Origin of the sequence: Eubacterium callanderi, from assembly GCF_900142645.1 — a bacterium.
GTDB classification, from domain to species: domain Bacteria; phylum Bacillota; class Clostridia; order Eubacteriales; family Eubacteriaceae; genus Eubacterium; species Eubacterium callanderi.
Window position 1 is genome coordinate 162127 of the sequence record NZ_FRBP01000006.1, and the last position, 13289, is coordinate 175415.

Annotated in this window: 13 protein-coding genes, 1 riboswitch and 2 other annotated features; of the genes, 4 read left to right on the forward strand and 9 right to left on the reverse strand. The window is 41.9% G+C overall.

From position 1 onward, the window contains the following. Positions 1–8 precede the first annotated feature (8 nt). The 5 genes from BUC22_RS09430 to thrS form a co-directional block, all read right to left on the reverse strand. Entirely contained in the window at positions 9–1391 is a 1383-nt protein-coding gene (locus BUC22_RS09430; protein ID WP_013380521.1) for a TrkH family potassium uptake protein, read from the reverse strand. 182 nt (positions 1392–1573) lie between these two features. Further along, a complete protein-coding gene (rplT, locus tag BUC22_RS09435) occupies positions 1574–1930 on the reverse strand; it encodes a 50S ribosomal protein L20 (RefSeq protein WP_013380522.1) in 357 nt (118 codons plus the stop codon). 24 nt (positions 1931–1954) lie between these two features. Then, positions 1955–2149, reverse strand: a complete 195-nt coding sequence (rpmI, locus tag BUC22_RS09440) for a 50S ribosomal protein L35 (protein ID WP_013380523.1) — start codon at positions 2147–2149, stop codon at positions 1955–1957. A gap of 90 nt (positions 2150–2239) precedes the next feature. Next, on the reverse strand, positions 2240–2827 hold the full coding sequence (gene infC / locus BUC22_RS09445) for a translation initiation factor IF-3 (RefSeq protein ID WP_013380524.1): 588 nt from the start codon (positions 2825–2827) through the stop codon (positions 2240–2242). Next, positions 2789–2907, reverse strand: a sequence feature (ribosomal protein L20 leader region). It overlaps the preceding gene by 39 nt. Positions 2908–2957: 50 nt before the next feature. Next, positions 2958–4871: a threonine--tRNA ligase gene (gene thrS, locus BUC22_RS09450; RefSeq protein ID WP_013380525.1), complete on the reverse strand. Its 1914-nt coding sequence runs from the start codon at positions 4869–4871 to the stop codon at positions 2958–2960. 94 nt (positions 4872–4965) lie between these two features. After that, positions 4966–5172 (reverse strand) — a binding site (T-box leader). A gap of 171 nt (positions 5173–5343) precedes the next feature. Here thrS and BUC22_RS09455 point away from each other — a divergent pair. From BUC22_RS09455 to BUC22_RS09470, 4 genes are all read left to right on the forward strand, one after another. Continuing rightward, on the forward strand, positions 5344–6240 hold the full coding sequence (locus BUC22_RS09455) for a DUF445 domain-containing protein (protein ID WP_013380526.1): 897 nt from the start codon (positions 5344–5346) through the stop codon (positions 6238–6240). A 90-nt stretch (positions 6241–6330) separates the two neighbouring features. Further along, a complete protein-coding gene (locus BUC22_RS09460) occupies positions 6331–8181 on the forward strand; it encodes an FUSC family protein (protein WP_013380527.1) in 1851 nt (616 codons plus the stop codon). Positions 8182–8212: 31 nt separating this feature from the next. Next, a riboswitch (TPP riboswitch) is annotated at positions 8213–8321 on the forward strand. 48 nt (positions 8322–8369) lie between these two features. Then, positions 8370–8882, forward strand: a complete 513-nt coding sequence (thiW, locus tag BUC22_RS09465) for an energy coupling factor transporter S component ThiW (RefSeq protein WP_013380528.1) — start codon at positions 8370–8372, stop codon at positions 8880–8882. 469 nt (positions 8883–9351) lie between these two features. Further along, entirely contained in the window at positions 9352–10158 is an 807-nt protein-coding gene (locus BUC22_RS09470; protein ID WP_013380530.1) for a DUF2238 domain-containing protein, read from the forward strand. 97 nt (positions 10159–10255) lie between these two features. Here the strand turns inward: BUC22_RS09470 and BUC22_RS09475 are convergent, their stop codons facing one another. From BUC22_RS09475 to asrB, 4 genes are all read right to left on the reverse strand, one after another. After that, positions 10256–10819 carry a DUF3795 domain-containing protein gene (locus tag BUC22_RS09475; RefSeq protein WP_013380531.1) on the reverse strand — a complete coding sequence of 188 codons (564 nt, stop codon included), beginning with the start codon at positions 10817–10819 and terminating at the stop codon, positions 10256–10258. A gap of 36 nt (positions 10820–10855) precedes the next feature. Then, entirely contained in the window at positions 10856–11341 is a 486-nt protein-coding gene (locus tag BUC22_RS09480) for a GNAT family N-acetyltransferase (protein WP_013380532.1), read from the reverse strand. A 93-nt stretch (positions 11342–11434) separates the two neighbouring features. Then, positions 11435–12478: a sulfite reductase subunit C gene (gene asrC / locus BUC22_RS09485; protein WP_013380533.1), complete on the reverse strand. Its 1044-nt coding sequence runs from the start codon at positions 12476–12478 to the stop codon at positions 11435–11437. Between the two features lie 18 nt (positions 12479–12496). Then, positions 12497–13288, reverse strand: coding sequence for an anaerobic sulfite reductase subunit AsrB (asrB, locus tag BUC22_RS09490; RefSeq protein ID WP_013380534.1), 792 nt, complete (start codon positions 13286–13288; stop codon positions 12497–12499). Position 13289 lies beyond the last annotated feature (1 nt).

Sequence of the window (13289 nt, forward strand, 5' to 3'; positions counted from 1 at the left end):
TGCTCCTTTTAACCAATCAAGACATTGCCTTCAGGCAGCTTGAACTGGCCTTTATTCTCAAGTTCTTTTCTTTCTTTTCTTGTAATAACATAAGCGATCGTGAGCGGCCCGACACGTCCGATAAACATTGTGATAATCAACGCAACCTTGCTGAGTGCATGTAGGTGCGGTGTTAAATCACAGGTAAGCCCAACAGTGGAGTAGGCCGAAAACACCTCAAAGGTAATGGCCATTGGGTCAGCTCCAGGTTCGCAGACCATCAAAACCATAATAATGACAATAATAATGGAAATACCGATAGTCAGCACACATGCCGCCCGCTTAATGGTAATCTCCGGGATACGACGTTTAAAACAGGTAACATCCTTCCGGCCCATCAGTTCAGTAAACAATGTGATAGCCATCATGGCCACGGCTGTTGTTTTTACCCCGCCTGCCGTCGATCCGGGTGATCCGCCGATAAACATCAGCACAATCGTCAGCACCTTGGAAACCGGGTTGAGCCCTGTCTGGCTGATGGTATTGGAACCGGCTGTACGCGGCGTTACAGACTGATAAAAGGCAGCGTAAATTTTCCCATACCATGGCAGATTCCCCATGGTTTCAGGGTTCGCATGCTCAAAAATATAAAAAAGCACAGCACCGCCCACTACCAAAATAGCGGTGATGCTTAAAACAATTTTAGAGTGCATGCTCAGCCGTCTGGTTGTCCGATAGCTCACGATTTCACTGGTAACCGCAAAACCCAGACCGCCGACAACAATAAGTGCACAAACAGTAAAGTTCAGCAAAAAGTTATTGGCATATCCTGTAAAGCTCTGGAAGCCGCCGATCAAATCAAAACCACCGTTACAAAACGAGGAAATCGAATGCCAGATACCAAAATAAATACCTTTCCCTAATCCGTAATCCGGAACAAAAACAAAGGACAGCAGCAGCGCGCCGATCCCTTCAATCACCAGGCAGGAAAAAACAATGTATTTGGTGAATTTCACAACCCCCTGTACCCTGTCTGAATTGACAGAGGATTGGATGAGCAGACGGTTTTTAATTGTAATACGCTTACCCGCCAGTACGAAAAAAATAGTCATCAAAGACATAAATCCGAGACCGCCAATTTGAATTAAAAGAATAATGACAATCTGTCCAAACAACGACCAGTAGGTCCCTGTATCCACAACTACTAATCCTGTAACACATACGCTGGAGGTCGCTGTAAATAAACAGTTCAGAAATCCCGGACTTTGACCGGAGGCACTGGAGACTGGCAGGTTCAGAATCACTGCCCCCAGAAATATCACTGCTGCAAAGCCGAACATCAGAATTTCGGCTGGAGAACGGTGCCGCATAAAGGTAGTCATACGGCCACCTTTTTTAACAATGTTTATCATTTGTCTGCTCCAAGTAAGTATTTTATTTGCTTTCACCTATTGTACCATTCTGTCAAAAAAAAGCAAGATCATTTACTGCAACTAATGCCTTTCTAAAGGAGATTATTACCCAACAAGGTGAAAATATCACATAAAAAAAACTTCCCAAGGACTGAGAAGTTTTTTGTCTTGGTTCTTAAAGCTTAAGCCTGATGTGCTTTTGCAACATCAACTAATTTTGCGAATGCATTAATGTCATTCATTGCTAAATCAGCTAAAATTTTACGGTCCATTTCAACGCCAGCCTGTTTCAGGCCAAACATGAATTTGCTGTAGCTTAAACCATACATACGGGCACCTGCATTAATACGGGTAATCCATAATCTTCTGAAATTTCTTTTCTTTTCTTTACGACCTCTGTAAGAAGAACGAAGTGCACGCATAACTGCTTCGTTCGCTGGTCTGTATAACTTGCTTTTAGCACCATAATAGCCTTTTGCAAGTTTTAATACTTTTTTATGCTTCTTTTTGGCATTAACGCCTTTTTTAATTCTAGCCATTAAAATTTTCCTCCTTGCTCACTATTATTTCATTAACATTTTTTTGACAACTTTTGCGTCACTTGGTACTAAATAACCAGCTTTTCTAAGATTTCTCTTTCTCTTCTGGCTTTTCTTATTTAAGATGTGGCTTTTATAAGCCTTAGCGCGTTTGATCACACCTGATTTTTTCACTTTGAAGCGCTTTGCAGCACCACGATGGGATTTCATTTTTGGCATAGTCGATTCCTCCTCCCTATCTTCGTCAACTTATTTTTTTATTTTATTTATATAATGAAGTATAAAAAGTTATACCATTATAGGCTTAGCTTACTTATCCTTTTTAGGGGATAAGAACATGACCATGCTGCGGCCTTCCATTTTTGGTGGCTTGTCAACCGTACCATAATCAGTTACACGTTCAGCGAAGTCAAGTAAAACACCCCTACCCTGATCCGTATAAGCCATCTCACGGCCTCTGAAACGGATGGATACTTTGACACGATTGCCCTGTTCTAAGAACTTGATACAATTTTTGATTTTAACCATGATGTCGTGTTCCTCAACCCGTACAGACATACGGATTTCTTTGATAACAACCGCTTTCTGGTTTTTCTTTGCTTCTTTAACACGTCGCATTTCTTCGTAACGGAATTTACCGTAGTCCAGAATTTTGCAGACCGGTGGTTTCGCGTTAGGAGAAACCTTAACGAGATCCAGACTCTTTTCATCTGCCAGTTTTTGTGCTTCTTTTGTCGGCATAACGCCCAGCATTTCTCCGTTTGCATCAATTACGCGGACTTCACGATCGCGGATTTCCTCGTTAATCTCGTGTTGAACTTCTCTTGCTATAGTAATACACCTCCATTTATAGGAATTTATTAAACAAAAATGCAGGTAGACATAGTCCACCTGCATTAAACAATCAATTACTTAAATTGCTATGAACCCGCCTTGTTAAAAGACCAGGTGAGAAGTGGACACCTCTGCTTTGTTTGCTTTATTTAGTATATAGCAGTCATAAATAATTGTCAAGCACTTTTTAAAATTAATCTAAAACCAGCGATTTTTGGGCAATATTCTGAGCCAGACGATATTTAAATTCATCAATTTTCAGTGTTTCCTGCTCGCCGGTATCGCGGTTACGGATACTCAGACGTCCTGATTCAACTTCCTTATCGCCAATAACCAGCATATATGGAATCTTCTGCATCTGTGCTTCACGAATACGATAACCAATTTTTTCATCCCTGAAATCTATTTCTACACGAATACCTGCTTCTTCCAGTTTTGCAGCTATTTCTTTTGTAAAAGCGTCATGGGCATCAGATACCGGAATCAACTGTACCTGTACCGGAGCCAGCCAAAGCGGAAATTTTCCTGCAAAGTGTTCGATTAATATACCGAGGAAACGCTCAATGCTGCCGAAAATCGTACGGTGCAGGATAACCGGACGATGTTTCTCTCCATCACTGCCAACATAGGTTAAATCAAAACGTTCCGGCATCTGCATATCTAACTGGATTGTACCACACTGCCAGGTACGACCAATGCTGTCTTCCAGATGGAAGTCAATCTTAGGACCATAAAAAGCACCGTCTCCCGGGTTCAGCTGATAATCCATCCCTTTGGCCTCAAGCGCTTCGCGCAGCGCATCTGTCGCGACTTCCCAGTCTTCATCTTTACCAATGGCCTTCTCAGGCTTGGTAGAGAGCTCAACCTTATATTTAAAGCCAAAAATATCATAGATTTCATTGGCCAGATCGATGATTCCAATGACTTCATCCTTTACCTGATCCATGGTCAGGAAAATATGCGCATCATCCTGCGTAAAGGTACGAACACGCATAAGTCCATGAAGTGCACCGTGAAGCTCATGGCGGTGTACCTGGCCCAGCTCGCCCATACGCAGTGGCAGTTCACGGTAGCTGTGCTGTCTTGTTTTGTAGACAAGCATACCGCCTGGGCAGTTCATTGGCTTGACAGCAAACTCCTGTCCATCTATTTCAGTAAAATACATATTTTCTTTATAGTTGTCCCAGTGGCCAGAGCGTCTCCACAGATCTGCGTTCAGCATAATCGGCGTCTTAATTTCTTTATAGCCCTTTTTCATATGCTCGCTGCGCCAGAAATTTTCAAGCTCATTACGCAGAACCATTCCCTTAGGATGGAAAAACGGGAAACCTGGTCCTTCTTCATGCATTGAGAAAAGATCTAGTTCTTTACCAAGTTTACGGTGATCACGTTTTTTTGCTTCTTCTAATCGCTGCAAATATTCATCAAGTTCTGATTTTTTCGGGAAAGCAATCCCGTAGACACGCTGAAGCATTTTGTTATTCGCGTCGCCATGCCAATAGGCACCCGCAAGACTCAAAAGCTTAAAAGCCTTGATCTGAGATGCATTTCGGATATGCGGTCCCGCACACAGATCCGCCCATTCCCCCTGTCCATAGAATGAAATAACTGCATCCTCCGGCAAATTGTTGATTAATTCGGTTTTATAGGTTTCCCCTTCTGCTTCTGCCCATTTCAGCGCATCCTCTCTGGATTTGGTATAATACTCAATTTCCGGCGCTTCCTTAACAATTTTTTTCATTTCCTTTTCAATCTTTTCAAGATCTTCAGGGGTTAAGGTATGCTCTAAATCAATGTCATAGTAAAAACCATTGTCAATAGCCGGACCGATGGTTAACTGCGCTTCAGGCCAGAGCCGCTTGATTGCCTGAGCCATAAGATGGGATGCAGAATGCCAGAAAGCATGCTTGCCGCCTTCAGAGTCAAAGGTCAATAAATTCAGTGTGCTGTCTTCCGTAATAGGTTTGCGGATATCCACCAGCTCGCCATTTAATTCACCGGCCATTGTGTTGCGCGCCAGACCTTCGCTGATATCCTTCGCTACATCATAAACAGTGATTCCAGGTTCATACTGTTTAACAGAACCGTCTTTTAAAGTTATGTTCATAAGATTACCTCCATAAAATTGTTACGTTAATATTGATTAAAAAAATATTTTTTCTGAATGGGACAAAATATCAAAAACGTCCCATTGTCATAGACAATGGGACGTTTATTACGCGGTTCCACCCAAATTGGTATACATGGTATACCCACTCTGATACTGATAACGGACAGTGCTCCGGTACTGCATTTGACAGCCAACTCGTGGGATGGTCTTCAGTTAAGGACCGGCTGCGGCAATTCCAGCACCATGCCTGCTCTCTGTAACCTTCATTTAACTTACTCTTCCCAGTCATCATCTTTAAATGTTTAATTCATACACACAGTATACCCCTAAACACCAAAAGATTCAACACCTTTTTGAAAATATTGATGTAAATTTAAATGATTTTAAGTTAAACTTGAGGATGGACATTTATAAGCGTCATCGTTATAATACTATAATAACCAATCATTCTATAAAGGAGCGATCATAATTGGATCTACACTTTTTAATCGGCCCTTTGGTCGGTGCTGTTATCGGTCTTATCACCAACGGGATTGCCATACGCATGTTATTCCGGCCACTGAAGCCTGTCAAAATTTTAGGATGGACACTTCCCTTCACGCCGGGGATCATTCCAAAAGAAAAACCGCGAATCGCAAAATCTGTGGGAGCTGTCATTGGATCTACATTAGTAAATGAAGAAGTTCTGAGCCGCGGACTCCTGTCGCAGGAAATGGATGATAAAATCAACAGCTATATCGATCATAAAATTGAGGCTTACAAAGACAGTCCCATGACCATTCGTGAAGTTATTATCCACTATACCGATGAGGAAAAAACAGAAGCACTGGCGAATACAACCACTGAAAAGGCAACCGCACTGCTGTATCGTAAGGTATGCCAGATGGATGTCGGTGATATGGTTGCCGATGCTGCGATGGATGAAATCAAGAATAATTCATTGTTTTCAGCTTTTTCTTTTATGGTCAGTGATAACACCATGATCGGTATCCGTGAAAAGCTCAAGGATACTGTCAACAACATGGTCTTTGAACGCGGTGAGGAAATGATCGGTAATCTTGTAGACCGCGAGAGCCATGAAATACTGGATTACAGCATGGCTGAGCTCTACGATCGTTTCGGCTCAAGTGTACCAAAGGTAAAAGAGAGTCTGCTTAAAGCCTATCACAATCTGGTCGAAAATAATTTATCCAAGGCACTCATCGCTTTGGATATTCCTCAACTGGTAGAAGACCAAATCAATGGTTTTGATGTGTTGGAGATGGAAAAAATCATTTTGAGTATCATGAAAAAAGAATTGAATGCCATCATATGGCTCGGCGGTCTGCTGGGTATGATTATGGGATTTATAATGAATTTTTTCTAAATTAAAAAACGGTTCTGGAAAAATACCAGAATCGTTTTCTATTGCTTTATTTTTTTCTAAAAGGGTATTTTAAAAGAAAACCGTTAAGGAGTGATCTCAATTTTAAAAGCCATTAAAAATTTCTTTAAGGCATTGCCCAGAGCATTGCCAGCCATTGTCTTCGGTTTGTTTCTTATGGGAACGGTTATTCTGCTTTTTGGCAGAAATAATGCGGTTATTGCTCTTGTTTTTCTTTTATACACGCAGACCATGGTTAAAACCCGACTGTCCGTTGTCAACATGCTGCTCGATTCTCTTTGGTTGGTTGGCTACGCCATTTTAGGGACTCTGGTCTCCATGCATTTTGCAGCACTGGTTATTATAGGATTTCTGCTGATTTTCTTTCTAATCTATGCCGATGCCAACGAATTTTTGAAAACAAACTATTACATCCCCGGGATGGCTTTTATTCTTGTACAGATCAGCCCCGGGACACTGAACGACCTTTTACCCCGTATCTTATCGCTTCTTTATTGTCTGGCCATCTGTATTGGAATAAGTCTGCTGCTGCAAAAGCGTCAAAAGGCAGGTCCCTTCAATCCCCTTGTAAAGAAAGCACTCAGCTGCACAGGCGCCGGATTTATAGCGCTGGGTCAAGAAAGAAACTTCAAAGACGAGGCGGTTGGTAAAAAACTTGATGCTCTGTCGCTGAAGCTGAGCAGTAATATTTATCCCGCTGTTTTCAGACAAATGGGACTGATGAATGGAAGCCAGAAGTATTCCTATGGCTTAATGCTCTGCCTTGAACAACTCGGACAGGTGCTGCAGTCCTTAAGTGTTTCTGTAAAAAAGTTTTCAGAAGTTGATCGGGCTCAATTCTCTGTTTTAGGTGAACGGATGGAGGCAGCAGCGGACCCCAAAGCACTGGCAGCAGATTTACAGGTATTCTTGAAAAACTCCTCTCTGACATCCAACCAGCTGAATCAGGAATTGCTGCTGGTGCTGGAATCTCTTCGGGAACGCCTGCTGAACGACCGTCATTGCAGGGATCTCAATACTTCCATTAAGCAGGGGCTGCAGTATAAAGCTTTTACACTGCGGCATCGGTTCAGCCTTGATTTTTTCCAGATGCGTTTCGCACTCCAGACCGCCGTCATTGTCACAGTCTGTACCATCATCGCACACTTTATCCCTCATTGGTTTAATATCCCTCTTAATGAATGGCACGGTTACTGGATACCACTTATGGGGTATTTATCTTCCAGCATTTACATCCGTGACACACTAAAAAAAGCGGCTTATAAAGTGAGCGGCACAATTCTCGGAATGTTATTTTTTGTTCTTATCACACAATATATTCCCGCCTCAATACGACTGCCACTCACCATTGCCGTCGGACTGGTTTTTATGCTGACCATAAAAAGTTCAATTGTCAGTACCATGATCAGTACACAGATGACCTCCGTTATGTTTTTACCCCAGCTGGGCGTCATGGATCTGGTGCTATTTCGAGTATTTTGTGTTATCGGCGGTGTCTCTATCGCTGTACTTGGCGGGATTTTCATCTTTAGAACACGCAAACAGGATGTCTTCCGTTATGAGCTCACGAGTCTTTTTAAATCAGATTTATTTATTCTTTATAATCTGTGGAGTCTGGCTGAAAAGCAGAAGGCCGGTCCCTTGCTTTACGAAAATCTGTTAAATCTCCATCTGGTCAGTAATCAGCTGGAGAGCCTGTCAGGGGCACAAAAGCTCATGCCAAAAGAGTCCTTTAAAAAAATAATGGATAAAAGCCGGCATTTTTTAGCGGTAGCTGTTCATTTGAGTATGTACTTAAGCTTAAAAGGCGTTTCTCCAGAAAAATGGCAACACATTAAAACTGAAATTCACATAGCTGGCGAGACACTTAAAAGGGCTTTTGAAACCACAAAGATTCCTTCAGAAAAAACTGGACAGGCTTGAATCTCATTTCAAGAAAAGCTATAATAAAACAGAATCATACAGGGGGAGCTCGCCGCAGCGGGCTGAGAGGAGGCTTTGTCGCTTCGACCCACAACCTGATTTGGATAATGCCAACGTAGGGACAGCATCGTATTTTATGGGGTACGCCACGTAGGCGTATCCCATTTTTTTGTCTGGAGGCTTCTATTATGGAAAAAAATCGTACGCAAAAATTGACAGTGGCCGGCATTCTTATTGCTGTAGGGGTTGTCTGCTCACCCTTCAGTATTCCTTTGGGGGCGGCGCGCTGTTTTCCGGTTCAGCATATGGTCAATATTCTCTCAGCAGTATTCCTCGGTCCTTTTTATGGCGTTTCAATGGCTTTTATCACCAGTCTTATACGGGTAATGCTTGGAACCGGCAGCCTTCTGGCCTTCCCCGGAAGTATGTGCGGCGCGCTTCTCTGCGGTTTGGTGTTTCGCTATACTGAAAAGCTGGCTTTCACCTATCTTGGTGAACTTTTTGGCACCAGCATCCTCGGGGCACTTGCAGCTTATCCGATTGCGACTGTCGTCATGGGAAAGGAAGCAGCTCTGTTTGCCTATGTAATACCCTTTTTCATCAGCTGTATCGGCGGTGTTGTTCTTGGGGCCGTTCTGGTTGCGGCCGTTCAGAAAACCGGTGTTATGGACCATATTTTAAATGATAAATCCAGATCATAGCAATAACGCTTCAAATTGGCTGCTACCTGTAATTAATACTTGCACAGATGCATGAAATCGATTATAATATAATAAATATCACATTGTAGTGAAGCTTACCATTTCACTACACCTGCTTTATACAGCAGAGCTTCATACCTTTTGCCGGGACCCGTAAAGGTCCCATTTTTTATGCTGTCATTTTTAAAGTTTCTTTAAGTCCCCTCTGTGTTTAGCAAACACTATTGATCTCCACGCTGACCAGGCTATTCTCTTCCAAAATTCAGTAGCATAAAACTCGTCGATGTTGTGACATGATAGACCTCTAGTAGTACCAGTGAATGAATTCATTATTTCCGACTTTGTCGGCTTTGTCAAGATTTTTAAAAAGAGACTGCTTATCTATAATGACAGAACCGAATAAATAAATATTGCTTTTTTCGCCTTTGTGATATAATGCTATCATTAGATTACATAAAAGGAGCACTTCGTGAAAAAGGATAAGACATCAAAAGAAAAATCTGTTAAAAATATTCAGGAAAACAAGGGGAAATTTCTGCTGTACTTGCTGTTGAGAGCCCTGGTTCTTGTTGTAATGATCGCTCAGATTATAAATAAAAATTGGGATAATGTGTTCCTATGTGTATTTACACTGGTTTTATTTATGATACCTTCTTTTGTAGATAAAGAGCTGCACATCAAGATGCCTACTACGTTAGAGGTTATTATTCTTCTTTTTATCTTTTCGGCTGAAATCCTTGGTGAAATTCAGGAATATTACCTCATTTTCGACCATTGGGATGCAATGCTGCATACTATTAACGGCTTTCTGATGGCCGCAATTGGCTTTTCACTTATCGATATTCTTAACGAGAATGAAAATTTCAGCCTCAGCCTGTCCCCCATCTTTGTGGCAGTTTTTGCGTTTTGCTTTTCGATGACGATCGGTGTTTTATGGGAATTTTTTGAATTTGCAGCGGATTGGTTTTTTCATACGGATATGCAGAAAGATACCATTATCCACAGTATCAGCTCGGTGATTTTTAATCCTGAAGGTAAAAATGTCGCGGTCACCATTCCAATCGAGAGTGTAGTTGTTAATGGACAAACATGGAATTATGGCGGTTACATTGACATTGGCTTGATTGATACCATGTCCGATCTCTTTGTTAACTTTATCGGAGCAGTCGTCTTTTCAATCTTTGGTCTGTTTTACATTAAAGGACGTGGTAAGGGAACCTTTGTAAAACGCTTTATGCCAAAACTGAAAAAGTATAACAAAAAAAGTCCTGAATAGGACTTTTTTTATCGCAATAAATCTATATTTTTTCTTAATCATTAAATTCAGCTTTACGAAGATACATTTCTTGTCCTCCGGTTTTTTAATTTCAGGATTATCTTATCTTTTCCGCTTTCTTTTTATTCAATTTCAACGATATTCCTTTTTCTTCCGCCATGGTCTGAAACAGCCTGACAACCTGTTTAGCGCTCTCTTTTATTGGTGTCTCGCCGGTAATTTTTTCTTTTATCTGTGCCATCACACTTTTTAAATCTTCAAGTTCTAAAAGGTTCACAGCTGTACAGTAAAAGGTTTTCCGTCTGCCGTCATTATAATGCTCTAAAAGATAACGCAGAATTTCAATCTTTTCATTCAGCATTATCTTATAGTTTTCCAGGCCGTCATGCTCAGCCTTTTGAAAATCCTTTAGCACGTGGCGGTATGTAATAAAGCTGTCGTATGGACTGACAGCCTTATAGCGTTCACAGGGATAATCTCTGCATTGAAAGCAGAATTCGACATTGTCATGTTCCTGGCCGCATCTCTTAATCGCACAGGAATGATGTCCTTTTCCTCCGCAGCCGGGACAACCGGATTCTCTCACATGGTACATAGGACACAGGCCACAGTTAAGACCACACATAGAAAATTGTGGATATGCTCGTTCATTTTTTACCATTTAGCTTTGCTCCTTTAGATTTTCCATTATTTTCACCTATATTCCGGCGCCGTTTATATTTTCAGCCTTTTCAGTGCTGGCCCGATAAATTCTGGAGGATTCTCCCCAGGGATGGTAGCCAGTGCCAATATACTCATAACCATAATGCTCATAAAATCCAACAAGGTCTGTACAGACATAGAGATAAGAATACCCAGCCTTCCCGGCGTCTTTGCGCGCTCTTTCGAGCAGGCGCCATGCATAGGCATGCCCTCTGTATTTCTCTTCAATATAAACAGAACATACCCAGGGCCATAGATCCATACGGCTAACAAAATCATTGGTAATCATTCCAGCTCCGCCGATAATCTTATCATTCTCAAGCAAAAGATACCAACGCGGCAGCGGCGATTCTGTTGTAAGTCCATGAACAATACAGTCCTCATAAATCATTTTACTGCGCTCTGTTGCCCACCGGCCTTGAAAAAAATTGATGGCGGCTTGTGTATATACAGGCTCTTCCCTCAATGATATGACTCTCATGCTTCTACCTCCTGTTTATCGATTACCCTTATCTTAACACAGAAAGAGACGCGGGACAAATACCCGCGCCTCTTATACTGAGATTTCAAATTCTTATTTAGATTCCTGTGGCCCTGCATGTTTGTGCTGTGATAAGGGCATGACATGTATGTTGCTTCTCTGTTCATTTTCTGCCCAGTAAATATCGTCTGCAACCTTTGCCTCAGGATTAAAGGTAACCCCTTCAAAAATGTGTTTGATAAATTCTTTATACCCAACGCGATCAATAAGATGCCCGCCATGGAGATACTCTGGCTTATAATCCAGCGCCCAGGCTGAAAATTTCTGCCAGTTTGCAAACATTCCCAGTACGACTTCCTCTGTTACCCAGTTCATAAACAGCTTTCCCGAGCGCGGGCTCTGTTTGCCGGTACGGCCTCCAAGAGTCACGCGGTATAATTTCTTAGGATCTCTTGTCCACGCTCCAGTAGGACAAATCAAAGTGCATTCACCACAGCCTACGCAGCAGCAGACATCCTTATCAATTTTCCCATCTTTATTGAGCGTAAGCACCCCCGTAGCATGGCTCTGACAGGCATCAACACAGGATCCACAGCCAATACAGCGATCGTAGTCATAAACCTGTTTGTTAACACCCATAATACCAAAATCATTAAAGTTAGCCTTTGCGCAGTCATTTGGACATCCAGCGACAGATACTTTAATATGATAATGAGAAGGAAAAACTAACTTTTCAATTTTCTTTGCAAGTTCGTAGGTGTTTACATTTCCTTTAATACAGTGTGTATTTCCAATACACGCCATAACATTTCGGGCTCCGATGGTTGGGTATCCGTAATCGTCTGCCTCCATCTCGCAATCGCAGATTTTTACATCAACCTCTTCAATATAAGATTTGATATAACGATTTACTTCAGGAATATTTTCATATTTGACACCTGGAATATCCAGGGTTTGTCGGGTCCCCATATGAAAGGAGCCATTGCCCCAGCGTTCACAGATTTCAGCCACAGCCTTCAGATGCTTTGCCTCAATAACTGCGCCTGGCACACGCATCTGAAGCATAAATTCGCCGGGTACTTTAGACTGTCTGAAGCAGTTTGTCCGTACTTTTTTAACGTCAATATCATGATTCATTTTTTGCAGCTCCTTCCACTAATCTACCAGGTACTTAGCCTGAGTATAATTGAATACAGGACCATCCAGACAGACATAAACCTCATCAATTCGGCAGTGTCCGCATTTTCCTACCGCGCAGGACATACGGCGTTCAAAAGAAAGCCAGATTTTTTCATCCGGCACGCCGTTTTTGCCGCATTCAATACCTGTAAACTTCATCATCGGTGGCGGACCTACAAGTACAACCTCATAATTATCGCCAAACTCTGAAAAAGGAACCTGTGAAACAAATTCTGTCACAAAACCTTTATGCCATCCTTCTATTTTTTCATTATCAAGGGTATAGAGGGTTGAAAAAGATTGACGCCAGCTTTCCAATTCCTGGCGGAAAACAATTCCGGCTTCATTTTTAAAACCACAAATCAGGTTAACACTTTCAACATAATCTGGATTTTCGGTAAAAAAACGAAGCATACTGCGAACTGGCGCTAGACCAGTGCCACCGGTAATAATGACCATATGCTTTCCTTTAAACTGGTCAATCGGCCAGCCATTGCCATAGGCGCCGCGCAGGAACAACTCATCACCAGGCTGCTTTTCAAAAATCTCGTCTGTCACCTTTCCAACAGAGCGAATCGTAAAATCCAACCAACCATCTCCAAAGGAGCTTACCGAAATGGGTGCTTCACCAATCTTTGGGAGTGAAAGCTGAAAAAACTGGCCGTGTTTTGGACGTATGTCTGTTTTTACTTTAAATGTATACTCGTGCTGGCTCTCTTTTTTGATATCCATAATTTTACAGGCCTGTGGCTGCATAATGTTTGCCATT

Excerpts from the sequence above, each read along its gene's own strand:
- BUC22_RS09430 (WP_013380521.1), bottom strand. The coding sequence starts at position 1,391 with ATGATAAACATTGTTAAAAAAGGTGGCCGTATGACTACCTTTATGCGG.
- rplT (WP_013380522.1), bottom strand. The coding sequence starts at position 1,930 with ATGGCTAGAATTAAAAAAGGCGTTAATGCCAAAAAGAAGCATAAAAAA.
- rpmI (WP_013380523.1), bottom strand. The coding sequence starts at position 2,149 with ATGCCAAAAATGAAATCCCATCGTGGTGCTGCAAAGCGCTTCAAAGTG.
- infC (WP_013380524.1), bottom strand. The coding sequence starts at position 2,827 with ATGCAGGTGGACTATGTCTACCTGCATTTTTGTTTAATAAATTCCTAT.
- thrS (WP_013380525.1), bottom strand. The coding sequence starts at position 4,871 with ATGAACATAACTTTAAAAGACGGTTCTGTTAAACAGTATGAACCTGGA.
- thiW (WP_013380528.1), top strand. The coding sequence starts at position 8,370 with ATGGAAAAAAATCGTACGCAAAAATTGACAGTGGCCGGCATTCTTATT.
- BUC22_RS09475 (WP_013380531.1), bottom strand. The coding sequence starts at position 10,819 with ATGGTAAAAAATGAACGAGCATATCCACAATTTTCTATGTGTGGTCTT.
- BUC22_RS09480 (WP_013380532.1), bottom strand. The coding sequence starts at position 11,341 with ATGAGAGTCATATCATTGAGGGAAGAGCCTGTATATACACAAGCCGCC.
- asrC (WP_013380533.1), bottom strand. The coding sequence starts at position 12,478 with ATGAATCATGATATTGACGTTAAAAAAGTACGGACAAACTGCTTCAGA.
- asrB (WP_013380534.1), bottom strand. The coding sequence starts at position 13,288 with ATGGCAAACATTATGCAGCCACAGGCCTGTAAAATTATGGATATCAAA.